Source organism: Sphingomonas vulcanisoli, from assembly GCF_011761305.1.
Classification (GTDB): Bacteria; Pseudomonadota; Alphaproteobacteria; order Sphingomonadales; family Sphingomonadaceae; genus Sphingomonas_I; species Sphingomonas_I vulcanisoli.
This window is the reverse complement of sequence record NZ_JAAOZC010000001.1, coordinates 423,984-446,026: the sequence shown is the minus strand read 5'-3', so window position 1 is coordinate 446,026 and position 22,043 is coordinate 423,984. Positions and strand designations below refer to the sequence as shown.

At 64.8% G+C, this 22,043-nt stretch carries 21 protein-coding genes; 15 read left to right on the top strand and 6 right to left on the bottom strand.

Annotated elements, in window-relative coordinates; all coding sequences use genetic code 11:
- Positions 1-6: 6 nt before the first annotated feature.
- The 8 genes from FHS31_RS02060 (at position 7) to FHS31_RS02025 (ending at position 8,460) form a co-directional block, all read left to right on the top strand.
- A complete protein-coding gene (locus tag FHS31_RS02060; RefSeq protein WP_167071504.1) occupies positions 7-399 on the top strand; it encodes a GIY-YIG nuclease family protein in 393 nt (130 codons plus the stop codon).
- Positions 396-2,258, top strand: a complete 1,863-nt coding sequence (gene dnaG, locus FHS31_RS02055) for a DNA primase (protein WP_167071503.1) — start codon at positions 396-398, stop codon at positions 2,256-2,258. The genes FHS31_RS02060 and dnaG overlap by 4 nt, the downstream gene beginning before the upstream one ends.
- 17 nt (positions 2,259-2,275) lie before the next feature.
- Entirely contained in the window at positions 2,276-4,327 is a 2,052-nt protein-coding gene (gene rpoD, locus FHS31_RS02050) for an RNA polymerase sigma factor RpoD (protein WP_167071501.1), read from the top strand.
- Between the two features lie 86 nt (positions 4,328-4,413).
- A complete protein-coding gene (locus FHS31_RS02045) occupies positions 4,414-5,337 on the top strand; it encodes a methyltransferase domain-containing protein (RefSeq protein ID WP_167071499.1) in 924 nt (307 codons plus the stop codon).
- Positions 5,338-5,406: 69 nt separating this feature from the next.
- On the top strand, positions 5,407-5,886 hold the full coding sequence (locus FHS31_RS02040) for a hypothetical protein (protein ID WP_167071497.1): 480 nt from the start codon (positions 5,407-5,409) through the stop codon (positions 5,884-5,886).
- Positions 5,887-5,972: 86 nt separating this feature from the next.
- A complete protein-coding gene (locus tag FHS31_RS02035; protein ID WP_167071495.1) occupies positions 5,973-7,229 on the top strand; it encodes an MFS transporter in 1,257 nt (418 codons plus the stop codon).
- 5 nt (positions 7,230-7,234) lie between these two features.
- Entirely contained in the window at positions 7,235-8,149 is a 915-nt protein-coding gene (cysK, locus tag FHS31_RS02030) for a cysteine synthase A (RefSeq protein ID WP_167071493.1), read from the top strand.
- A 65-nt stretch (positions 8,150-8,214) separates the two neighbouring features.
- A complete protein-coding gene (locus FHS31_RS02025; RefSeq protein WP_167071491.1) occupies positions 8,215-8,460 on the top strand; it encodes a hypothetical protein in 246 nt (81 codons plus the stop codon).
- 25 nt (positions 8,461-8,485) lie between these two features.
- Here FHS31_RS02025 and FHS31_RS02020 read toward each other — a convergent pair whose 3' ends face one another.
- Together FHS31_RS02020 and FHS31_RS02015 are read right to left on the bottom strand one after the other, a co-directional pair.
- Entirely contained in the window at positions 8,486-9,280 is a 795-nt protein-coding gene (locus FHS31_RS02020; RefSeq protein ID WP_167071489.1) for a DUF72 domain-containing protein, read from the bottom strand.
- 97 nt (positions 9,281-9,377) lie between these two features.
- Positions 9,378-10,268, bottom strand: coding sequence for a threonine ammonia-lyase (locus FHS31_RS02015; RefSeq protein ID WP_341786280.1), 891 nt, complete (start codon positions 10,266-10,268; stop codon positions 9,378-9,380).
- A gap of 241 nt (positions 10,269-10,509) precedes the next feature.
- Between FHS31_RS02015 and FHS31_RS02010 the strand changes: the two genes are divergently transcribed.
- The 3 genes from FHS31_RS02010 (at position 10,510) to FHS31_RS02000 (ending at position 13,361) form a co-directional block, all read left to right on the top strand.
- On the top strand, positions 10,510-11,697 hold the full coding sequence (locus tag FHS31_RS02010; protein WP_167071487.1) for a type III PLP-dependent enzyme: 1,188 nt from the start codon (positions 10,510-10,512) through the stop codon (positions 11,695-11,697).
- Positions 11,698-11,838: 141 nt separating this feature from the next.
- Positions 11,839-12,888: a 1,9-bis(guanidino)-5-aza-nonane synthase gene (locus FHS31_RS02005; protein WP_167071486.1), complete on the top strand. Its 1,050-nt coding sequence runs from the start codon at positions 11,839-11,841 to the stop codon at positions 12,886-12,888.
- A gap of 44 nt (positions 12,889-12,932) precedes the next feature.
- A complete protein-coding gene (locus FHS31_RS02000; protein ID WP_167071484.1) occupies positions 12,933-13,361 on the top strand; it encodes an MAPEG family protein in 429 nt (142 codons plus the stop codon).
- Here FHS31_RS02000 and leuC read toward each other — a convergent pair.
- The 4 genes from leuC to FHS31_RS01980 form a co-directional block, all read right to left on the bottom strand.
- Positions 13,358-14,788 carry a 3-isopropylmalate dehydratase large subunit gene (gene leuC, locus FHS31_RS01995; protein WP_208408489.1) on the bottom strand — a complete coding sequence of 477 codons (1,431 nt, stop codon included), beginning with the start codon at positions 14,786-14,788 and terminating at the stop codon, positions 13,358-13,360. The genes FHS31_RS02000 and leuC overlap by 4 nt on opposite strands.
- A 51-nt stretch (positions 14,789-14,839) precedes the next feature.
- Entirely contained in the window at positions 14,840-16,456 is a 1,617-nt protein-coding gene (locus FHS31_RS01990) for a methyl-accepting chemotaxis protein (protein WP_167071482.1), read from the bottom strand.
- On the bottom strand, positions 16,453-16,707 hold the full coding sequence (locus FHS31_RS01985) for a hypothetical protein (RefSeq protein WP_341786262.1): 255 nt from the start codon (positions 16,705-16,707) through the stop codon (positions 16,453-16,455). The genes FHS31_RS01990 and FHS31_RS01985 overlap by 4 nt, the downstream gene beginning before the upstream one ends.
- A 137-nt stretch (positions 16,708-16,844) precedes the next feature.
- Positions 16,845-18,131: a serine hydrolase gene (locus tag FHS31_RS01980; protein WP_167071480.1), complete on the bottom strand. Its 1,287-nt coding sequence runs from the start codon at positions 18,129-18,131 to the stop codon at positions 16,845-16,847.
- A 135-nt stretch (positions 18,132-18,266) separates the two neighbouring features.
- On the opposite strand from FHS31_RS01980, the gene FHS31_RS01975 reads away from it, so the two are divergent.
- From FHS31_RS01975 to hemA, 4 genes are all read left to right on the top strand, one after another.
- On the top strand, positions 18,267-19,037 hold the full coding sequence (locus tag FHS31_RS01975; RefSeq protein ID WP_243843203.1) for a hypothetical protein: 771 nt from the start codon (positions 18,267-18,269) through the stop codon (positions 19,035-19,037).
- A 152-nt stretch (positions 19,038-19,189) separates the two neighbouring features.
- Positions 19,190-19,696, top strand: a complete 507-nt coding sequence (locus FHS31_RS01970; protein WP_167071478.1) for a DUF1993 domain-containing protein — start codon at positions 19,190-19,192, stop codon at positions 19,694-19,696.
- A 2-nt stretch (positions 19,697-19,698) separates the two neighbouring features.
- Positions 19,699-20,496, top strand: coding sequence for a glutamate racemase (gene murI / locus FHS31_RS01965; RefSeq protein WP_167071476.1), 798 nt, complete (start codon positions 19,699-19,701; stop codon positions 20,494-20,496).
- Positions 20,497-20,728: 232 nt separating this feature from the next.
- Positions 20,729-21,943, top strand: coding sequence for a 5-aminolevulinate synthase (gene hemA, locus FHS31_RS01960; RefSeq protein WP_167071475.1), 1,215 nt, complete (start codon positions 20,729-20,731; stop codon positions 21,941-21,943).
- The last annotated feature ends 100 nt before the right edge of the window (positions 21,944-22,043 follow it).

Genomic DNA, 22,043 nt, shown 5'->3' with positions numbered 1-22,043 from the left:
ACGAAAATGGCGTTTTGGGCCTATATTCTGCGCTGTCGGGACGGACGTTTCTACACTGGGCAAACTGACGATATCGAACGGCGATTAGCCGAGCATCAGCATGGCGGCTTTTGTGATTTCACGAGCCGCCGCCGTCCGGTTGAGCTGGTTTGGTCGCAGGACTTTCCCACTCGAATTGAGGCACTTGAAGCAGAGCATCGGATCAAGCCTTGGTCGCGGGCCAAGAAGCAAGCGTTGATCGATGGCGATTGGGCGCGGCTTTCGTACTTCGCAAAGCCACCGTTGGAACGTCCCTCGACTTCGCTCGGGACAGCGGAGGTGGGAAATTCGCTTGATGACGATACTCAGCTAGGAAAGCCGATCGTCCCGAGCGAAGTCGAGGGGCGCTCCTCCCTATGACCCTCACCCCGCAATTCCTCGACGAGCTCCGCGCGCGGACCTTGCTCTCCGCGCTGATTGGCCGCTCGATGAAGCTCACCAAGGCAGGCCGCGAATTTAAAGGGTACTGCCCGTTCCATAACGAAAAGACGCCGAGCTTTTACGTCAACGATGACAAGGGCTTCTACCATTGCTTCGGCTGTTCGGCGCATGGCGACGCCATCCGGTTTCTGACCGAGGCCAAGGGGCTGCCGTTCATTGATGCGGTGAAGGAGCTCTCCGCCGCCGCCGGGCTGGAGATGCCCGCGCCCGATCCGCGCGCCGCCAAACAGGCCGAGCGGCAATCGGGGCTGGCGGCGGCGAACGAGGCGGCGGCGAAATGGTTTGCCGAGGAATTGAAGGGGATCGGGGGGGCGGAGGCGCGCGCTTATCTCAAGAAGCGCGGGATCAACGATGCGTTGGCGCAGGCGTTCGGAATCGGCTTCGCCCCCGATGCGCGGGGCAAGCTTAAGAGCGCGCTGGCCTCGTTCGGCAATGAGACGTTGATCGAGGCCGGGCTGCTGATCGAGCCAAAAGACTATGGCTCGGAAAAAGAGCCCTACGATCGGTTTCGCGGGCGGCTGATGATCCCGATCCGCGATGCGCGCGGGCGCGCGATTGCGTTCGGCGGGCGCATTCTCGACACCGGCGAACCGAAGTATCTCAATTCGCCCGACACGCCCCTGTTCGACAAGGGCCGCACGCTCTTCAATCTCGATCGCGCAGGCCCCGCCTCGCGCAAGGCCAATCGGCTGATCGTCGTCGAAGGCTATATGGACGTGATCGCGCTCGCCAAGGCGGGCGTGGACGAGGTGGTGGCGCCCAACGGCACCGCCGTCACCGAGGCGCAGCTTGAGCGGATGTGGCGATTGGCCGAAGTGCCGGTGCTGTGTCTCGATGGCGACAAGGCGGGGCAGAAAGCGGCGGTGCGCGCGGCGCTGCGCGCGCTGCCGATGGTGACGCCGGGCCGCAGCCTCGCCTTCGTGACGCTGCCCGACGGCAAGGATCCGGATGATCTGATCAAGGCGGGCGGGCGTGAGGCGTTCGAGGCGGCGCTGACCGGCGCCCGGCCGCTGGTCGATCTGCTCTGGCAGGCCGAGGTCGATGGCGCCTCGCTCGCCACGCCCGAGGGCCGCGCGGGTCTGCGCCAGCGGCTGATCGATCACGCCAAGACGATCGCCGATGGCAATGTCCGCGATCAATATCTCGGGGAATTCCGCCGCCGCTTCGATGCGCTGTTCGCCGCCCCGACCCGCCAGCAGCAGGGCGATCGACCACCGTTTCGGCGCGGCATGCCCCCTGCCCGCGTCCATCGGCCCAACTCCCCCAACGCCAAAGCGATCGGCCAGAGCGGGATCGATGGCGCGTTCGCCCGCGCAATCGTCGCCGGGCTGGTGCGCAATCCCGAGCTGATCGCCGAACAGGCCGAGGCGGTCGCCGCCCTCCCGATCGCCGATCCGATGCTGGTCCGCGTCCGCGATTGTCTGGTCAACGCGGCGATCGAGCAGGGCCCGCTTGAAAAGCTCCGAGTCGCGCACATATTGAACGAGGCCGACCTTTCCCAGGCGGCGGAGGCGCTCGATGGCGCGAACGGCCTTGCCTTTTCCTTCTTGCGCGGCGATGCGGACCCTATCCGTGCGCGGCGTGATCTGGTGGAGGCGATCGAGGTGATGGCGGCGAGGCCGGCGATCGACGCCGCGCTCGCGGAGGCTACACAAGCCTTTCGTGCCACCACCGACGATCATGCCTTCGCCGAACAGCAAAGGCTGACGCAGGAACGGGCGCGTGCGGAACAGAGATTGATGGCGCTGTTGCAGCCGGAAACGGATGCAGAGCGTTAGGAGTGTGAAGGGTTCAGATGGCGAAGACCAACACGGCGGAAATGGGATTGAACGGCGACGGTGGCGCAGACTCCGACGCGCCTCTACTCGATCTTAACGAGGGCAATCTCAAGAAGCTGATCGCCCGCGCCAAGAAGCGCGGCTACATCACCGTCGATGAGCTGAACGAGGCCCTGCCGCAGGACCAGATGTCCACCGATCAGATCGAGGACGTGATGTCCGCGCTCAATGAGATGGGCGTCAACGTCGTCGAGAATGAAGACGCCGGCGAAGATACCGAATCGCAGAAAGAAAAGGACGACGCGGACGACGAGGAAGTCGCCGCCGCCGATGATAGCGATGCGGTCTTCACCGCTGCGCCCAAGAAGGAAACGGTCGATCGCACCGACGATCCCGTCCGCATGTATCTGCGCGAGATGGGCGCGGTCGAGCTGCTCAGCCGTGAGGGCGAGATCGCCATCGCCAAGCGCATCGAGGCCGGCCGCGATACGATGATCCTGGGGCTGTGCGAAAGCCCGATCACCTTCAACGCGATCATCGATTGGTCCACCGCGCTCAACGAAGGCACGATGCAGCTGCGCGAGATCCTCGATCTCGAGGCGATGGTCTCCAAGGGCCCGACCGCCGAGCAGGTAGCCAGCGCCGAGGACGATACCGGCGAGATCAGCGAGACCAACGCCGGCCCAACCTTCAAGGAAGAGGAGGAGCCCGAGGAGGCCCCCGCCGCTTCCGACGATGAAGATGAGGAATCGATGACCGAGCGGCGCGTGCCGCGTCCGTCCGACGATGAGGAAGAGGACAACACCCTCAGCCTCGCGCAGATGGAGGAGCAGCTCAAGCCCGCCGCGCTGGAGCGTTTCGCGTCGATCACCGATCTCTATAAAAGCTTCAGCAAGGTGCAGGGCGCGCGCGTCGCCGCGATGAGCGTGGGCGACGATTTCCCCAAGGCGCAGGAAGCCAAATATCAGCAGCTGCGCGAAGACCTCACTGCCGAGGTGGAGAGTGTCAAGTTCCACGCGGCCAAGATCGAATATCTCGTTGATCAGCTCTATTCCTACAATCGCCGTCTGACGACGCTGGGCGGGCAGATGCTGCGCCTGGCCGAGCGTCATCGCGTGACCCGCAAGGATTTCCTCGATCGCTACGTCGGCCATGAGACCGAGGAAGGCTGGCTCGAGACCAACGCCAAGAACGACAAGAAGTGGGCCGCTTTCGCCGCCGAGGAAGGCGCGGGCGTCGAGCGTATCCGCGCCGAGGTCAGCGAGATCGCGCAGGCGACGGGCATGGCGCTCATCGAATTCCGCCGTATCGTCAACATGGTGCAGAAGGGCGAGCGCGAGGCGCGAATCGCCAAGAAGGAGATGGTCGAGGCCAATCTCCGCCTCGTCATCTCGATCGCTAAAAAATATACCAACCGTGGGCTGCAATTCCTTGATCTTATTCAGGAAGGCAACATCGGCCTGATGAAGGCGGTGGATAAGTTCGAGTATCGCCGCGGCTATAAGTTCAGCACCTACGCCACCTGGTGGATCCGGCAGGCGATCACGCGGAGCATCGCTGATCAGGCGCGCACGATCCGCATCCCGGTCCACATGATCGAGACGATCAACAAGCTCGTCCGTACTAGCCGGATGTTCCTCCACGAGACCGGCCGCGAGCCGACGCCGGAGGAGCTGGCCGAGCGCCTGTCGATGCCGCTCGAGAAGGTCCGCAAGGTGATGAAGATCGCCAAGGAGCCGATCTCCCTCGAAACGCCGATCGGCGACGAAGAAGATTCGCACTTGGGCGACTTTATTGAAGATAAGAATGCGGTGATCCCAGTCGATGCCGCGATCCAGGCCAACCTCAAGGAAACGGTGACGCGGGTGCTCGCCTCGCTGACTCCGCGTGAGGAGCGCGTGCTCCGCATGCGCTTCGGCATCGGCATGAACACCGATCACACGCTGGAAGAAGTCGGCCAGCAGTTCAGCGTGACGCGCGAGCGCATCCGCCAGATCGAAGCCAAGGCGCTGCGCAAGCTCAAGCACCCCAGCCGCTCGCGGAAGATGCGCAGCTTCCTCGATCAATAGCGCAAGCGTTGGGGGCGGCGATCGATAATGAGGGAATTGGGTGCTTAGCTGCGCCGCTGTGTCCCGTCTGCGGCAAGGCCGGCCCCGTGCTGCATTCCGGGCTGCGCGATCGGCTATTCGGTGCGCCCGGCACCTGGTCGATCCGACGCTGCGCCGATGCAGGATGCCGTGCGGGGTGGCTTGACCCCCAGCCCACGGCCGGCGAGATCGGCAAGCTCTATGCCACATATTACACCCATGCGCCCGAGGCGAATGCCGCAACCGCCGAGCTACCGACTACAACCGATAACGACAGCGGATCACGCAAGGCCCAGCTGAAGAAGTGGCTTGCGCGCCTGATGCCCTGGCGCCGCGCCCAGTTCAAAACCGGCCTGTTCCACCTCGAGGATCTCCCGCCCGGCCGATTGCTGGAGGTCGGTTGCGGCGCGGGTCAATTCTTGCGCCAGGCGGGGGCCGCGGGCTGGAAGGCCGAGGGCATCGATTTCGACGAAAAGGCAGTCAACGCCGCTAATCAGATCCCGGGCGTAACGGCGCGGGTCAGCGATCTTGCCAACGCCGGTTATCCACCCGCGTCATTCGACGCGATCGTGATGAACAATGTCTTCGAGCATCTCCAGGAACCCGCCGCGGTTCTCGGCCAGGCGAAACGCCTGCTCAAGGACGGCGGACGGCTCGTACTGATAACGCCCAATCTCGATTCGACCGGGCACGCCATCTTCGGCCCTGACTGGCGCGGGCTGGAAACGCCCCGTCACCTCATCCTTTACGCACCGCGGACGTTGGCGCGTGTCGCCAAAGAGGCGGGTTTTGTCCGCGTCCACGCCTTCGCAGCGCTGGTGGATATGCTGCCTTTCATGATCGAGCTTTCGTCCCAGATTGCCGAACGATCGGGCCGTACCCCGCCCAAGGCCGGTCGCCATGCGGGCAAGATCAGTGCCTTGAAGACCTTGATCGGTATCGGTCGCGGCGAATTCGCTGTTCTGGTGGCCGAGAAGGCCGCCACAGCCTGACGGGAGCCGCGGCCGATTGTGTTCCGCCGCAGCACACGATACGCCTCCGTTCCAAACGGGAGGGAGATCATGATGCGCTTTCTAGTCTTCGCCGCGCTGACCGCGGCCTCGCCGGCCTTCGCGCAGACACCCGCCGCGCCGACCTGCGTCAGCGCGGGCGTCTGGTCCTACAGCGGCACGGGCAAGGGCGGTGCGACGGCCAATGCCGCCGACAAATCCACCGTGTTGGAATTCACCCCCGACAAGAAGAGCAAGGATGCGCCCACCGCCTTCGCGATGACTGTCGATGCCGGGCCCGCCGGCGTCTATCAGCTGAACGCCGATTTCGACGTCAAGCATCTCTCGGACGATGGCCTGTTCACGCTCACCGGGGCGACGAGCGCGATTCCCGGCCGCGATTTCGATGTGAAGGTCGCCAAGGGCGACGACGGCTCCAGCAGCTTCTCGCGCCCCGTCACCACCACCGGCCAGCCTTTCCAGGTGGAATTCCACAGCAAGGGCGCGGTCTCGATGACGGTGCGCAACGTGAAGCTTTGCCGTCTGCGCTGAGCCCGCCGCGGCGATAGCTGCGCTGCGCCGACGAAAAGCGAAGCTGGCGTTGCCGGGTCGGCTTCGGGCCGCCTAAAGGGATGGCAATGGCGGCCGCCCCTCACCCCTTCACCTTCCGCGATTATCGCTTTTATTGGGTCGCGCGCCTCTCCAACGTATTGGCGCAAAGCGCGATGGTCGTGATCATCGGCTGGCAGGTCTATGATATCGCCCGCCGCACGATGGACGTGAAGGGCGCGGCTTTCCAGCTCGGCTTGATCGGGCTGTTCCAGTTCCTGCCGCTGGCGCTGCTCACCCTGATCACCGGCTGGACGGCGGATCGCATCGATCGGCGGCTGATCGTGCGGATCACCGCGCTGATCGAGGTCGGCTGCGCCGCGGCGCTCGGCTGGATGGCCTGGACGGGGACGACGACGCTTCCCGCCATCTTCGCCGTCGCCGTGGCGCTGGGGATCGTCCGCGCCTTCCAGAATCCCGCGATGAGCGCGCTCGCCCCCAATCTCGTGGCACCCGAGACGCTGCCACGCGCGGTCGCGTTCAGTTCGGCGAGCTGGCAGGTCGGATCGATCTGCGGGCCGGCGCTTGGCGGTTTTCTGTACAGCGTATCGATGTGGCTGCCCTATGCGGTCTCCGCGGCCTTGTTCTTTCTCGCCTTCCTGGCGCTGATGCTGATCCGCCCGATCCCGCGCACCACGATCGCCAAGGCGCATCCGATCCGCCAGATGATCGATGGCCTGCGCTATGTGCGCCGCAACCGCGTGGTGCTGGGATCGATCAGCCTCGATCTGTTCGCGGTCCTGCTCGGCGGCGCCACCGCGATGCTGCCGATCTATGCGCGGGACATCCTGCATGTCGGGGCCGCCGGGCTGGGTCCGCTGCGCGCAGCGCCTGCAGTAGGCGCGGCGATCACCGCGATCTTCCTCAGCGTCCGGCCGATCGAGCGCGGCGTCGGCGTCAAGATGTTCGTCGCCGTCGGCACGTTCGGCGCGGCGACGGTGGGCTTCGGCCTCTCACGGACGATTGCCCCGGCCCTGGCCTTTCTCGCCATCCTCGGCGCGGCGGACATGGTCTCGGTGTTTATCCGGATAAGCCTGATCCAGATCCACACGCCCAACGAGATGCGCGGGCGCGTCTCGGCGGTCTCCTCGCTGTTCATCTCCGGCTCGAACGAACTTGGCGAGGCCGAGAGCGGATTGCTCGCCTCTCTGGTCGGCGCGATGCCGGCGGTGATCTTCGGCGGGGTGGGCGCGATTGCCGTGACTTTGCTATGGGCGTGGCTGTTTCCCGAACTGCGGCTTGCCAAGTCCTTCGATCCCCCCGAACATCCCATCCAAGAGGAGTAAGGCCCATGAAAGCGGCGACGATACTGGATACGATCGGCAATACCCCCCATGTGCGCCTGTCGCGCCTGTTCCCCGATGCCGAGGTCTGGGTGAAGAGCGAGCGATCCAATCCCGGCGGATCGATCAAGGATCGCATCGCGCTGGCGATGATCGAGGCCGCCGAGCGCGACGGCCATCTCAAGCCCGGCGGCACTATCGTCGAGCCGACCAGCGGCAACACCGGCATCGGCCTCGCCATGGTCGGCGCGGTCAAAGGCTATCAGGTCATCCTCGTGATGCCCGACAGCATGTCGATCGAGCGGCGGAGGGTGATGCTGGCCTACGGCGCCAAGTTCGATCTCACCCCGCGCGCGCTGGGCATGAAGGGTGCGCTGGAACGCGCGCTCGAGATCATCGACCAGACCCCCAACAGCTGGATGCCGCAGCAGTTCGAGAATCCGGCCAATATCGACGTCCACGTCCAGACCACCGCCGAAGAGATTTTTGCCGATTTCGAGGATGCGCCGCCGCAGATGCTGATCACGGGCGTCGGCACCGGCGGCCACCTGACCGGCGTGGCGCAGGTGCTGAAGGAGCGCTGGCCGGCCTTGCGCGTCTATGCGGTGGAGCCGACGCTCTCGCCGGTGATCTCCGGCGGCCAGCCCGCGCCGCACCCGATCCAGGGCATCGGAGCGGGCTTCATTCCACCCAACCTGCATACCGAGCTGCTCGACGGCGTGATCCAGGTCGATCCCAACGACGCCAAGGAATATGCGCGGCGATCGGCGCGTGAAGAGGGCTTGCTGGTCGGCATTTCCTCGGGCGCGACGCTTTCCGCGATCGCGCAGAAGCTCAAGGAAGAGCCGGGCGCCAAAGTGCTGGGCTTCAACTATGACACTGGCGAACGCTATCTTTCTGTCGCCGACTTCCTGCCGGAGTAAGTGGAATGGCGACAGCAGCAGGAGCCGCGGTCGCAGCGGCGCGGCGCAGGATAATCGAGCACTTCATGGCGGCCAACGCGATCGATCCCAAAAGCGCGGTGCCCTACGAGGCGCGCAGTTTCGTGCAGCAGAGGATCTTCGATCGGCTGGTCCGTACCGATGTCCTGCGCGCGGCGGATGCGGAGCGCTGGTATATCGATCTTCCGGCCTACGTTCGCTATCGCAAGGCGATGAAGAAGCGCATTGCGACGATCATGGGCGCTGCGGCTGCGATCGGCGGGGCGATCGCCGCGATCGGGATCATGAATTGATTTCCCCAGCCCGCGAGCGGGAGGATTAAACCCGATCGATCAACGCCATCGCGGCTTGGGGGGCGCGGACCTTCGCGCCGTTGATCATGAAAAGGAAGGCGTCGCGAGATGCGGTCTTCCCATCTGCGGGCGCGCCGGCATACTCCAGACCCGCCGGTGCATCGCCCGCCGCCCAGGCCTTCGCCTTCTCTGCCCAGCCCTCGATCTCGGGCGCGGAATATCCGGTCGGCTCTTCCTCGCGCTGGCGCTGGAGACGGGCGTAAACGAAATCGGCGGTGAGATCGGCGATTTGCGGGTGCTTCTCGTCATCGGCGATGACGATCGCGGCGCCGCGTTGACGGCAGAGATCAACGAAGCGGGGATCGCGAAAACTTTCGTGGCGCGGCTCGAGCGCGTGGCGGAGCGGCAGACCGCCGACGGCATCCGGCAGGAGATCGAGGAAGGCAGCGATATCCTCGGCATCGAATTGCTTGGTCGCCGCGAACTGCCAGAGGATCGGCCCCAGCTTGGGACCAAGCTCGACCAGCCCCTGATCGAGGAAATTCGCAATCCCCTCCGCTCCCTCGCCCAGCTTGCGCCGCATCACGACGAAGCGCGAGGCCTTGATCGCGAAGACGAAGTCGTCCGGCACGCGCCTGGCCCAATCGGCCCAGGTCGCGGGCTTCTGGCGCGAATAGAAGGTGCCGTTGATCTCGATCGCAGTGACGTGGGCGCTGGCATATTCCAGCTCCTTCGCCTTAGGATGCTTGGGCGGATAGAAGCTCTCGCGCCAGGGCTCATAGGTCCAGCCGCCGATGCCGACGCGGATTTGGCCTGTCATCGCTTCTCTCCGTTCGTGCTGAGCCTGTCGAAGCACTGTCTTCTTACAGCCGCGCAAAGAAGAACAGCCCTTCGACAAGCTCAGGGCAAACGGAGATTCAGGCTTCCCGCAAAACCTCCGCAAAGGCCACTGGATCGACGTTGCTGCCCGAACAGACGATCACCGTCTCCACGCCATCCTGCGGCAGTTTGCCCGCCAATGCCGCCGCCAGCGCCACCGCACCCCCGGGCTCGACGACCAGCCCCAGCCCGAAGGCGAAGCGCATGGCCGCGCGATGCTCGGCCTCGGTGACGGCGATCCCGCGCGCACCGGCTTCCTTCAACGCCGCGAAGGTCTGATCGGCGACGCGCCTGGTCTGCAGCGCATCGCAGGCGGTGAAGGGTGCATCGGCGGGCACCTCGACGATATGGCCTGCCTCCAGCGACCGGCCCATATCCTCCCAGCCAAACGGTTCGGCGACGATGATTTCGCTGTCCGGTAGCGCCAGCGCGATCCCGGCCGCCAGGCCGCCGCCGCCGCAGGGCATCACCACGCGCGCCGGGGCATGACCCAGCTGAGCGGCGATCTCGAGGCCCACCGTCCCCTGCCCTTCGATCACATTTTTATCGTCGAACGAGGGCACCAGCACCGCGCCGCGCGCATCGGCCAGCGCGGCGGCGATCCGCTCGCGGCTTTCGCTGTGGCGATCGTAGAGGATGATCTCCGCGCCGAGCGCGCGCGTGCCCTCCAGCTTCACCCTGGGCGCGTCCGCAGGCATCACGATCGCCGCTGGCATGCCGAGCATCTTCGCTGCAAGCGCCACGCCCTGCGCATGATTTCCCGACGAAAAAGCCACGACGCCATTGGGCCGATCCTCGGCCGGAATTTGCGCCAGCCGGTTGTACGCACCGCGCAGCTTGAACGCGCCGCCCTGCTGCAGCGATTCGGCCTTGAACCACCAGTTTCGGCCCAGCGCCTCGAACGGCAGCAAAGGGGTGCACGTCACGATTCCCGCGATCCGCCGAAGGGCTTCGACAACGCCTTGATGCGATGGGGCTTTTTCCACAATTTGCCGCTGATTTTCCACGCTTTATCCTGTCTTGCCAAGCTTCGAAAAAATCCCCGCATTTGCCGCTTTACAGGGGGGGCACCCGTCCATATATCGCCCCCCTCGCTGCCCCATGGGGACTTCCAACCGCAAGGCAGCTTTTCGTCAACGATGGCCGTGAGGCTTCTGGAGGTCCCTTGAGTTGCACAAGCATCATAACGCGCTGGGGCTAGCCGCCTCCCAACCGGTAGCACCGGTTACTATGGTTCGTCCGCACGCCGCCCGTCGCGCTGCCCGATTCTTCGTCGAGAGGTTTCAGGGCAAGTCGTTGTATGCGGTGAAAGCCAATCCCTCGCCCGCGCTGCTGCGCGAGCTGTGGGACGGCGGCATCACGCATTACGATGTCGCCTCGATCGCCGAGGTGCGGCTGGTAGCGGAAACGCTGCCGGGCGCGACCCTGTGCTTCATGCACCCGGTCAAGGCGGAGGAGGCGATTCGCGAAGCGTATGTCGATCATGGGGTCCGCACTTTCTCGCTCGATTCGATCGAGGAGCTGGAAAAGATCGTCCGCGCCACGGGCGAGGCCACGGATCTGACGCTGTGCGTGCGGCTGCGCGTGCCCTCCGATCATGCCAAGCTCAGCCTCGCATCCAAGTTCGGCGCAGCGCAGGATGAGGCCAAAGCGCTGCTGATGGCCGCTCGCCAGGCGGCGGATGCGCTCGGCATCTGCTTCCATGTCGGCAGCCAGGCGATGTCGCCCGCGGCCTATCTGCAGGCGATGGCCTATGTCCGGGCGGCGATCGTCGGTGCGGCTGTGACGGTTGACGTGATCGATGTCGGCGGCGGTTTCCCGTCAATCTATCCCGGCATGGATCCCGCGCCGCTGGAGGCCTATTTCGACGCGATCCACGATGCCTTCGAAGCGCTGCCGGTCAGCTATTCGGCAGAACTGTGGGCCGAGCCGGGCCGTGCGCTGTCGGCGGAATATGCCAGCCTGCTGGTGCGCGTCGAGCGCCGCCGCGATGACGAGCTTTACATCAACGATGGCGCGTACGGCGCGCTCTACGATGCTGCGCATGTCGCGTGGCGCTTCCCGGTTGCTCTGGTGCGCGAACGAGAATCCAATGCCAAGCTGGTGCCGTTCAGCTTCTACGGGCCGACGTGCGACGATGCCGATCATATGGCCGGGCCGTTCCTGCTGCCCGCCGACATCGGCCCCGGCGATTATATCGAGATCGGCATGCTCGGCGCCTATGGCTGCGCGATGCGCACCGGCTTCAACGGCTTCACCGCCGGCGAGACGGTGACCGTCACCGACGAGCCGATGGCGAGCGCCTATGTCGAGGCGCCCGTGGAGCGGAAACGCCTCTCGAACGTCGTCACGCTGTAAAGAATAAGGAATAGCGAGATCTGCTTCTCCCCTCCCGCTTGCGGGAGGGGTCGGGGGTGGGCATCGCCACTTCCGCCGTTCGCGCCTTTGGCGCGCCCACCCCTAGCCCCTCCCGCAAGCGGGAGGGGGATGAGGAAGACCATGACCGACCCGATCAACACCAACCGCAAGGCGGAGCTGCTCTCCACCACCGTCGAGCATATCGACATCAAGAGCTTCGACGCGCGCCCGATCATCGATGCGATGGGCAAGATGAGCTTCACCAGCCGCGATCTCGCGCGCGCCACCGGCATCTACAACGATATGCTGGGCGACGAGGATTGCACGATCTTCCTAGTGATCGCAGGCTCCACCTCGGCCGCAGGCTGCATGGACGCTTATGCCGAGCTGCTGCGCAACAACATGGTCGATGCGGTGGTCGCCACCGGCGCCACGATCGTCGACATGGATTTCTTCGAAGGCCTTGGCCACAAGCATTACCAGGCCAAGGAAATCCCGGACGACGATACGCTGCGCTCGCTGCTGATCGATCGCATCTACGATACCTATATCGACGAGGAAGAGCTTCAGCACGTCGATCACACCATCTTCGAAATCGCCGAGAGCCTGGAGCCCAAGGCCTACTCGTCGCGCGCCTTCATCCGCGAGATGGGCAAATATCTGGTTGAGCATGGCAAGAAGGAGAACAGCCTCGTCAAGCTCGCCTATGAGCATGACGTGCCGATCTTCTGCCCCGCCTTCACCGATAGCTCGGCGGGCTTCGGGCTGGTCAAGCATCAGGTCGATAGCATGAAGGCGGGCAAGCCTTATCTGACGATCGACAGCGTTGCCGACTTCCGCGAGCTCACCGATATCAAGATCGCGGCGGGCGTTTCGGGCCTGCTGATGATCGGTGGGGGCGTGCCCAAGAACTTCATCCAGGACACCGTCGTCTGCGCCGAAATCCTCGGCCATCACGACGTCGAGGTGCACAAATATGCCGTGCAGATCACCGTCGCCGACGTCCGCGACGGCGCCTGCTCCTCCTCCACGCTTCAGGAGGCGGCGAGCTGGGGCAAGGTCAACACGGCGATCGAGCAGATGGTGTTCGCCGAGGCCGGATCAGTGATCCCGCTGCTGGCATCGGACGCCTATCACCGCGGCCTCTGGAAGGACCGCGCGCCGCGCGCCTGGGCCAAGCTGTTCGGCTGAGCGAAATCACGATACGGTCGATCCTCCGAACGAGGGGGGACCCGATGCACGCCGAAATTCTGAAGCCCGTTGCGATCCTGATTCTGTGGTCGCTGGTGATGCTCGCCTGGACGGTCGTGACGCGGATGCCGGCGATGCGGAAGGCGGGGATCGACATCACCAAGCTGGTCGGCGGCCGCGGCCATCAGCTCGATGGCCGCCTGCCCGATCGCAGCCTGTGGGCGGGGCATAATTACGTCCATCTGATGGAGCAGCCGACACTGTTCTACGCTGCGGCACTCGCCATCGCGATCCTCGGTGGCGGCGGGCGTTATGCCGCGCTCGCGGCCTGGGCGTATGTCGTCCTGCGCATCGTCCACAGCTTCGTGCAGACGCTCTACAACCGCGTTATCGTGCGATTTGTCCTTTTCGCGCTCTCAACCACCGCGCTGGTGGCGTTGAGCGTGCGGGCGGTGACCTTGGCCTTCGCTTAGCCGATCAGCTCGCGCACGTCAGTCAGCCGTCCCGTCACCGCCGCCGCCGCCGCCATTGCCGGCGAGAGCAGGTGGGTGCGCGCGCCCGGTCCTTGCCGTCCGACGAAATTGCGGTTGGAAGTGGAGGCGCAGCGTTCGCCGGCAGGCACCTTGTCCGGATTCATCGCCAGGCACATCGAACAGCCCGCCTCGCGCCATTCGAAACCAGCTTCGATGAAGATGCGATCGAGCCCCTCTTCTTCGGCCTGACGCTTGACCAGCCCCGATCCAGGCACGACCAGCGCCTGGCGGACATTGCCCGCCACCTTGCGCCCCTTGGCGACGGCGGCGGCGGCGCGCAGATCCTCAATCCGGCTGTTGGTGCAGCTGCCGATGAAGATATTCTCGACATCCACATCCTGCATCCGCGTGCCGGGCGTCAGGCCCATATAGGCGAGGCTCTTGCGCGCGGCGTCCTGCTTGGCGGGATCGGCGAAGCTTTCGGGATCGGGAACGACGCCGGTGATCGGCAGCACATCTTCAGGGCTGGTGCCCCAGGTGAGATTGGGCGCGATCTCTGCGGCATCGAGCGTGACGAGCTTGTCGTACACCGCCCCGGCATCGGTCGGCAGCGTCCGCCACCAGGCGACGGCCTTGTCCCACTCGGCACCCCGCGGCGCCATCGGACGGCCCTTGAGATAGGCGAAGGTGGTCTCGTCGGGCGCGATCAGGCCGGATCGCGCGCCATGTTCGATCGCCATGTTGGAGATGGTGAGACGCCCCTCGATCGACATCTCTCGGATCACCGATCCGGTATATTCGACGACATAGCCCGTGCCCCCCGCCGCGCCCAATTTGCCGACGATCGCGAGGATCACATCCTTGGGCGAAACCCCGAAGCCGAGCGTGCCGTCGACGCGGATCTCCATCGTCTTGGAAGGCGCCAGCAGCAGCGTCTGCGTGGCGAGCACATGCTCGACCTCGCTGGTGCCGATACCGAACGCCAGCGCGCCCAGCGCGCCATGCGCGGCCGTGTGGCTATCGCCGCAGACCAGGGTCGTGCCCGGCAAGGTGAAGCCCTGTTCGGGGCCGACAACGTGGACGATGCCCTGCTCGGCGGCGAGCGCATCGATATAGGGCACGCCGAACTCAGGGGCGTTCCGGCGCAGCGCGGCGAGCTGGGCGGCGCTTTCGTGATCGGCGATCGGCAGCGGATTGCCTGCGGCATCGCGTCGCGCCGTGGTCGGCAGATTGTGATCGGGCACGGCCAGTGTCAGATCGGGCCGCCGCACCTTGCGTCCAGCCGCGCGAAGCCCCTCGAACGCCTGGGGGCTCGTCACCTCATGAACGAGGTGGCGATCGATATAGATAAGGCAGGTGCCGTCATCGCGTCGCGCGACGAGATGCGCGTCCCAAATCTTTTCGTAGAGCGTGCGGGGTGTGGCCATGATCGGCGCGAGATAGAGGCGCAGCCGCGAATTGGGAAGAGCCGTGGCGGTTCAGGCCGCGGCACTCACCTCGCCATCGCGCAGAAAGGCGACGAAGCGCTGTGTAGAGGTGCGCAGATCGCGAGCGCTGGTGGCCAGTGTCATCGCATCGCCCCGCACCTGCGCCGAGAGCGAGACGGTCGATGCGATCGAGGAAGCGACGCCCTCCATCTGCCGCTCGATCCGATCCGCGCCGGAGGCGGCACGCGCCGCGCTGCGGTCGATCTCACCCGCATAGCGGGTCTGTTCATCCACCGCATGCGATATGCGCGCCGCCGCGCTCGAAACGTCATGCACTGCCCCGGTGGCTCCGTTGATCTTGGCGGCGCTATCGGAAACGCCGGTGCGGATATCGCTCAGCAGATCGCGGATCCGTTCGCTGGCGCGCGCAGCATCGGCGGCGAGGCTCTTGACCTCGCCCGCCACCACCGCGAAGCCCCTGCCCGCATCCCCTGCCCGCGCCGCCTCGATCGTGGCGTTCAGCGCCAGCAGATTGGTCTTGGCGGCGATATCGTGGATGTCACCGATGAAAGCTTCGATCTCGACAACGCGCCCGTCGAGCATGGCGATCGTCTCGACGCTGCGGGCGGCATCGCCGGCGGCGCGCTCGGTCAGATCGTTTTGATGTCCCGCCGCCACCGCGATCGTGCGGATCGAGGCGCTGAGATCGCCGATTGCGGCGGCCACCTGACGGATGTCACCGATCGTATCCGCCGCACCTGCCGCTGCGGCGCTGACCTCGCGATCGGCGGCGCCGGCGACATCATCGAGCCGGATCGCCAGCCCTTCGAGGCCTTGGCTGGAGGTGTGGATAGTCTTAACGACCTCGGCCACGGTGCGTTCAAATTCGGACGCCAGGATCACTAGCTCCGCCTGACGCTCGATGGCGACGCGCTGCTCGGCCTTCTGGCGGCGTTCACGCTCGGCGGCGGCGGCGTTCCCGGCGGACTGCGCGCTTGCCAGCGCCTCGCCGGCCCGTGCGCGCGCGCTTTCCGCGAGATCGATCAGCGCGCGCTGCTCGGCGATTGCCTCGCTTTGCTTGCTGAGCAAGCGGTGGAGCAAGGTGGTGACCTGCGCCAGCACGGCGAACTGCAGGATCACGGCAAAGGCGTGATAGAAAACGCGGGGAAGATCGCCGGTATCATTCCAGACCCAGGTCGGCGCGATGAGGTTGAGGATCAGGTGATGCACCGCGATCAATGCCGAGGCGAGCGCGATCGGTAGCCAGTCGCAGAACATCACCAGCATCGACAGCGCGACGAAAAAGAACATGTGGCCGTCGGTTTGCCAGCTATACCCACGCAACAGGAACAGCAGCATCGCCGGCACAGCGGCGGCGAGCGTGCCGACGATCATCCGCGCGTAGACGTCCCGCCGCCGCTGCAGCATCATCCAGGTTGGGCCGGCGTTGGCCAGCAGACCGATGAAGAACAGCGGCGCCGTCGCGGCGGGCTGTACCCAGATGCTCGCGATCAGCATCATCGCGGTGGCGAGCCAGCCATTCACGGCCATCAGCATTACGCCGCGCAGCCGCAACTGATCGATCGCATCTTCAATATCGTAGCGGCCGAGGGGGCGGGCGATCAAATCCGCGATCCGCGCCGTCAGCCGGACCAATGCCTCTTTCATAGCCGCCTCTCCCCGCACCCTGCCGGGGCCGCCAACAGCATCGCGCCGCTTGCGAGTAATGGCGCGCGCAGGCGTGACAGCTCACCCGAAATGACGAAGGAACCGGTAAGAGGACCGCGGCCGATAAGACCAGCGCCGTGATCGAGCGCGGTCTGCAAAGCCCGCTCGCCGGCGTTGGCGGTGAGCGGCAGCACCGTCATCCGCCCGCGGGAGGGTGGACAAAGCGCAAGGACCAGGAGAGCGGTGATCACGGCCGCCAGCTGAAAGATGAGCGCCCCGGCCCGAGAAATTCGATCCATTCCGGCGCTATGCCGACAGGACGGTTAAGACCAGCCTAAGCCTAATCTGCGAAATTCCCCATATTCGGGATTTTTCTGGCCCGAACCGCTTAGGGTTTGCCGAGCTGCATCCAGTCACGAAACGGGCGGCGATAGAACTGATCGAGGATCTCCAGCGCCATGCCGGTGGGCTTCACCGATTGGCTGTTCCACAGCATCGCGACGCCGACCTTTTCCTCGGGATCGAACAGAAACACCGATCTATAACCCTTCACCGCGCCGCGATGGCCGATGAGGTGGTGGCCGTCATAATCGGACTGGCGAAAGCCGAGGCCATAGCTGTTGTTGTGTTGCGCGAGATCATAATCGGCGAGGCCCTTGCGCGGGGTCAGCACGCGCGGGACGTGCAGCGTGAACAGCAGGCTCTGCGGCAGCACCTTGGGCGCCCCGCCCATCTGCGCACGCATCCAGATACCCATGTCGATGATCGAGCTGTTGACTCCACCCGCCGCCGGAATACGGTAATAGGCTTCCTGAACCGGCAAAGTGTGCCGCCCGTCATGCGGCTGCGCCCAGCTCTTCGCGCCGACCAACCCCTCGCGCGTGGTCGATGCGCTGGTCATGCCGAGCGGGCCGAAGATATATTGGTGCGCGGCCCGATCATAGCTCTCGTGCGTCGCTTTCTCGATCGCTTCGTGGATCAGATCGTAACCCACATTCTGATAAGCGAAGCAGGTGCCGGGCGGGCACATCGGGAAGAGACCGGCGAGTTCGCTGCGGATTTGCGCGGGATCCTCATTATCCTCCAGCCGATCGTCATAGGCATTCTTGACGATGCCGAGCCGGTGCGAGATCGCATCGGCCAGCGTCGCCACATTCTCGTTGCCCTTGGGCAGCTTGATCGATTTCGACCATTTGGAGACGGGATCATCGAGGCTGAGTTTGCCCTGGCTGGCAAGCAGCGCCGCCAGCGTCGATGCCACCCCCTTGGAATTGGACGCCCAGCGGAACACTGTCTGCGCACTGACCTTGTCCCCCGAACCCGCCTTGGTCTCGCCATAGCCCTTGATGAAGGCGAGCTGGCCGTTCTCGATCACGGCGAGACCGAGCCCGACCATGTCGTTGCGGTTCATCAAATCCTTGGCGCGCGCATCGACCCGCGCATAATCGATACGAAAGCGTTTCTGGCTGATCGGTCCGGCGCCCAAACCCCGCTCGGCGCGGGCGGCGGTGCGGAAGCCTTGGCGCACGGGTGCGCTGGCAATCATATGATATCCGAGCACGGCAAGCTCGATCAGCAATGCCGCGCCCAAAACGATGCCGGCCGCCCAGACGAACCAGGGCGCGTGCCACGGCCGCTTGGGCTGCGATGAAGGGGGTTTGTTGGGCGGCGTCACGTTCGCTGCGTCTCGCCGGGCAGGCGCCGCGGGTCAACCGCCGGATGCGCTATTCGTCGCGCGACGAATGGAGTCGCTTTCGCGTTTCCGCCGAAATGCTATGATGCGGCATCGGGGCTGTAAGGGGGCAGGACGATGGCAACGCTGGTGATACCGCCGCTGACGGCTGCGCGCGGAGAACGATTCTTCCTGATCAGCGCGATCGTGATGAGCGTGCTTGTGGTCGCGGGGTTTTCGCTCCAGCTCGCGGCGGGCCGCTCCTCTTTCGGCGCGCCGCTGCGCGTTCATATCCACGCGATCATCTTCTTCGGCTGGGTGGTGCTATACCTTACGCAAAATATCTTGGCGGCGCGGGGCTCGCTCGCCCTGCATCGCCGTCTCGGCTGGCTGTCCCTCGCGTGGATACCGGCGATGGTGGCGATGGGGACTTATGTCACCGTATTACTGGTCCGCCTTGGCCACACGCCCTTCTTCTTCCAGCCCGGCTACTTCCTGATCATGGATCCGCTCTCCGTCTTTACGTTCGCGGGCCTGGCAGCCGCGGCGATCGTCAAGCGGCGCCAGACGCAATGGCATCGCCGGCTGATGTTCTGCGGCATGGCAATCCTGCTCGGCCCCGGCGTCGGCCGCCTGATCCCGATGCCTCTCCTGATCCCTTATGCGGGGGAGGCCGTATTCGCTCTGGTAATCCTTTTTCCAATCGCCGGCGTGATCCGCGATCTGCGCGTGACCGGGCGGGTTCACCCTGCCTGGTGGTGGGGGCTGGCAACGATCGCGGCGATGCAGTTCACAATCAACCTGATCACCTTCAGCGCGGTCGGCGTCGGCATCTACAATGCGGTGGCTGCTGGATCGCCTGGAGCCAATGTTCCACCCCTCGCCTTTCCGCCTTTCCCCCCGCATTAAATGCTGGAAGGCGCGCCGATACGCGCTGCGATCTGCGATCCTCGTTTAGGATTTTGAGCGAATAAGGGGCTGGCGAAACCGGGGCAATGCACCCAATTGACGGTCACGCGGCCGCCATCCGGCGATCCAGTCCGCGCCGGGAGGATCATACGATGACGATTTCCATGTATCAGGCGAGCGTACCGGTACTGATCAGGCAGCTGGAGGCCGTATCCGCCTTCCTGGGCAAGGCCGAGGACTATGCCGAGGAGCAGGGTTTGGATGCGCAGGAGCTGCTCGATGGCAAGCTCGCACCCGACATGCTCGCCTTCCCGCGCCAGATCCAGATCATGACCGACATGGCCAAGGGCGGCGGCGCCCGTCTCGCCGGCCAGGAAGCCCCGGCCTATGCCGATGACGAGACCAGTTTCGCCCAACTGCGCGAGCGGATCGCCAAGACGGTCGCTTATCTCAACACGCTTTCCGCCACCGATATCGATGGCAGCGAAGAGCGCGATATCGTTCTGAAAATCGCAGGTAACGAAATGCCCTTCAAAGGGCAGGCCTACCTGCTGGGCTTCGTGCTTCCCAACGTCTTCTTCCACGCGACCGCGGCCTATGCGATCCTGCGCAACAAGGGTGTGCCGCTCGGCAAGCGGGATTTTCTCGGCGGTGTTTGATCTTGGTGGATAGCCGCCCGCTCCTGCTGTTTGATTCGGGCGTCGGCGGGCTATCGGTACTTGCGGAGGTGCGTAAAGCCCTGCCGCAGGCGCCGATCATCTATGTCGCCGATAACGGCGGCTTTCCTTATGGCACCAAGAGCGAAGCCGAGATCGCCGCGCGCGTGCCGGCTCTGCTGGGGCGGCTGGCGGAGCGCTATCGGCCGCGACTGATCACCATCGCCTGCAACACCGCCTCGACGATCGCGCTGGCGGCGGTGCGCGCCGCGCTCGATCTGCCGATCGTCGGCACGGTGCCCGCGATCAAACCAGCCGCCGAGGCCTCAAAAACGCGCGTGATCGGCGTGCTCGGCACCGAGGCGACCGTCCGCCAGCCTTATGTCGACGATCTTTCAGCGCGCTTCGCCGCCGATTGCACAGTGCTGCGCCACGGATCGGCGCGGCTGGTCGAACTGGCCGAGCAGAGCCTGCGCGGCGAGGCCACCGCCGATGCCGATTATGCCGAGGCGCTCGCCGGCCTGCTCGCCCAGCCCGGCGGGGAGGCGATGGATATTGTGGTGCTGGCCTGCACCCATTTCCCGCTGGTCGCCGATCGCCTCGCCGCCATCGCGCCGCGTCCGCTTGCCTTCGTCGATGGGGCACCAGGGATCGCGCGGCGCATCGCCACCCTCACCCGCGATCAGGATTGGCCCGTTGAACCGACAGGCGGGAGCATCGTGTTTACCGCCTCGCTCGATATACCGACCGCCCTTGTAGACTCACTAGCCGCGCGCGGATTGCCTAGGATCGAGCAGCTTTGACGCCCTCAAGCCCTCTCCCGCTTTCGCGGGAGAGGATTGGGTGAGGGTCTTTTTCTTTTCGGCCCGATCGGCAGAAGAAGACCCTCACCTCCCACTCGCTGCGCGAGCGGGCCCCTCCTCTCCCGCGAAGGCGGGAGAGGTATCGGGCTTCGATCTGACTGATCGAGGAATGGCGCTGGAAACCCTCCACACTTATCGGTATTGGGCGCGGTCCCGCGGAAGGGTTAGAGTCTTGGATTACAGCCGCGTTTTCACCCAAGCGATCGATCGCCTTCATGCCGAGGGCCGCTATCGGGTGTTCATCGATATCCTGCGCAACAAGGGCATGTTCCCCAACGCGCGCTGCTTCGCCGGGCATAACGGGCCGAAGCCGATCACCGTCTGGTGCTCGAACGATTACCTCGCGATGGGCCAGCATCCCAAGGTGATCGCAGCGATGGAAGAGGCGCTGCACGATGTCGGCGCCGGATCGGGCGGTACGCGCAACATCGGCGGCAACACCCATTATCACATCGATCTGGAAGCCGAACTCGCCGATTTGCACGGCAAGGAAGCGGCGCTGCTGTTCACCTCGGGCTATGTCTCGAACGATGCGACGCTGTCGACGCTCGCCAAGGTGCTGCCCGGCTGCATCGTCTTTTCCGATGAGCTCAACCACGCCTCGATGATCGCGGGCATCCGCAATGCGGGCTGCGAGAAAAGGGTGTGGCGGCACAACGATCTCGAGCATCTCGAGGAATTGCTGGCGGCAGAGGATGCGGAAGCGCCCAAGCTGATCGCCTTCGAGAGCGTCTATTCGATGGATGGCGACGTCGCGCCCATCCACGCCATCTGCGACCTTGCCGATAAATATAACGCGCTGACCTATTGCGACGAGGTCCATGCCGTCGGCATGTACGGCCCGCGCGGCGGCGGCATTTCGGATCGGGACGAGGCGGCATCGCGGATCACGATCATCGAAGGCACGCTCGGCAAGGCGTTCGGCGTGATGGGCGGCTATATCGCCACCGATCGCACGATCATCGATGTGATTCGCAGCTATGCGCCGGGCTTCATCTTCACCACCAGCCTATCGCCGGTATTGGTGGCGGGCGCGCTGGCCAGCGTGAAGCATCTCAAGGGATCGTCCGAGGAGCGCGACGGCCAGCAGGCCGCCGCCGCGATGCTCAAAGGGCTGATGGCCGAGGCCGGCCTGCCGGTGATGCCGTCGGTCACGCATATCGTGCCGCTGATGGTCGGCGATCCGGTCAAGGCCAAGCGGATCAGCGACATATTGCTCGCCGAATACGGCGTCTACGTCCAGCCGATCAACTATCCCACCGTCCCCCGCGGCACCGAACGCCTTCGGTTTACTCCGGGGCCTAGCCATACGGTGGAGATGATGCAGGAGCTCGTGGGAGCGCTGGTGGAGATCTGGGGCCGGATGGAACTGCGTCAGGCGGCTTAGCTTCAGGGTTATCAATCGGACGCAACGCGCTCACCATTACAAGCGCCGGGTGTGCATTCAACTTTATCGAACGATTCGGACTAGACTTTACGGCTGGCTC

Excerpts from the sequence above, each read along its gene's own strand:
- FHS31_RS02060 (WP_167071504.1), top strand. The coding sequence starts at position 7 with ATGGCGTTTTGGGCCTATATTCTGCGCTGTCGGGACGGACGTTTCTAC.
- dnaG (WP_167071503.1), top strand. The coding sequence starts at position 396 with ATGACCCTCACCCCGCAATTCCTCGACGAGCTCCGCGCGCGGACCTTG.
- rpoD (WP_167071501.1), top strand. The coding sequence starts at position 2,276 with ATGGCGAAGACCAACACGGCGGAAATGGGATTGAACGGCGACGGTGGC.
- FHS31_RS02040 (WP_167071497.1), top strand. The coding sequence starts at position 5,407 with ATGATGCGCTTTCTAGTCTTCGCCGCGCTGACCGCGGCCTCGCCGGCC.
- FHS31_RS02035 (WP_167071495.1), top strand. The coding sequence starts at position 5,973 with ATGGCGGCCGCCCCTCACCCCTTCACCTTCCGCGATTATCGCTTTTAT.
- cysK (WP_167071493.1), top strand. The coding sequence starts at position 7,235 with ATGAAAGCGGCGACGATACTGGATACGATCGGCAATACCCCCCATGTG.
- FHS31_RS02025 (WP_167071491.1), top strand. The coding sequence starts at position 8,215 with ATGGCGGCCAACGCGATCGATCCCAAAAGCGCGGTGCCCTACGAGGCG.
- FHS31_RS02020 (WP_167071489.1), bottom strand. The coding sequence starts at position 9,280 with ATGACAGGCCAAATCCGCGTCGGCATCGGCGGCTGGACCTATGAGCCC.
- FHS31_RS02005 (WP_167071486.1), top strand. The coding sequence starts at position 11,839 with ATGACCGACCCGATCAACACCAACCGCAAGGCGGAGCTGCTCTCCACC.
- FHS31_RS02000 (WP_167071484.1), top strand. The coding sequence starts at position 12,933 with ATGCACGCCGAAATTCTGAAGCCCGTTGCGATCCTGATTCTGTGGTCG.
- leuC (WP_208408489.1), bottom strand. The coding sequence starts at position 14,788 with ATGGCCACACCCCGCACGCTCTACGAAAAGATTTGGGACGCGCATCTC.
- FHS31_RS01990 (WP_167071482.1), bottom strand. The coding sequence starts at position 16,456 with ATGAAAGAGGCATTGGTCCGGCTGACGGCGCGGATCGCGGATTTGATC.
- FHS31_RS01975 (WP_243843203.1), top strand. The coding sequence starts at position 18,267 with ATGGCAACGCTGGTGATACCGCCGCTGACGGCTGCGCGCGGAGAACGA.
- FHS31_RS01970 (WP_167071478.1), top strand. The coding sequence starts at position 19,190 with ATGACGATTTCCATGTATCAGGCGAGCGTACCGGTACTGATCAGGCAG.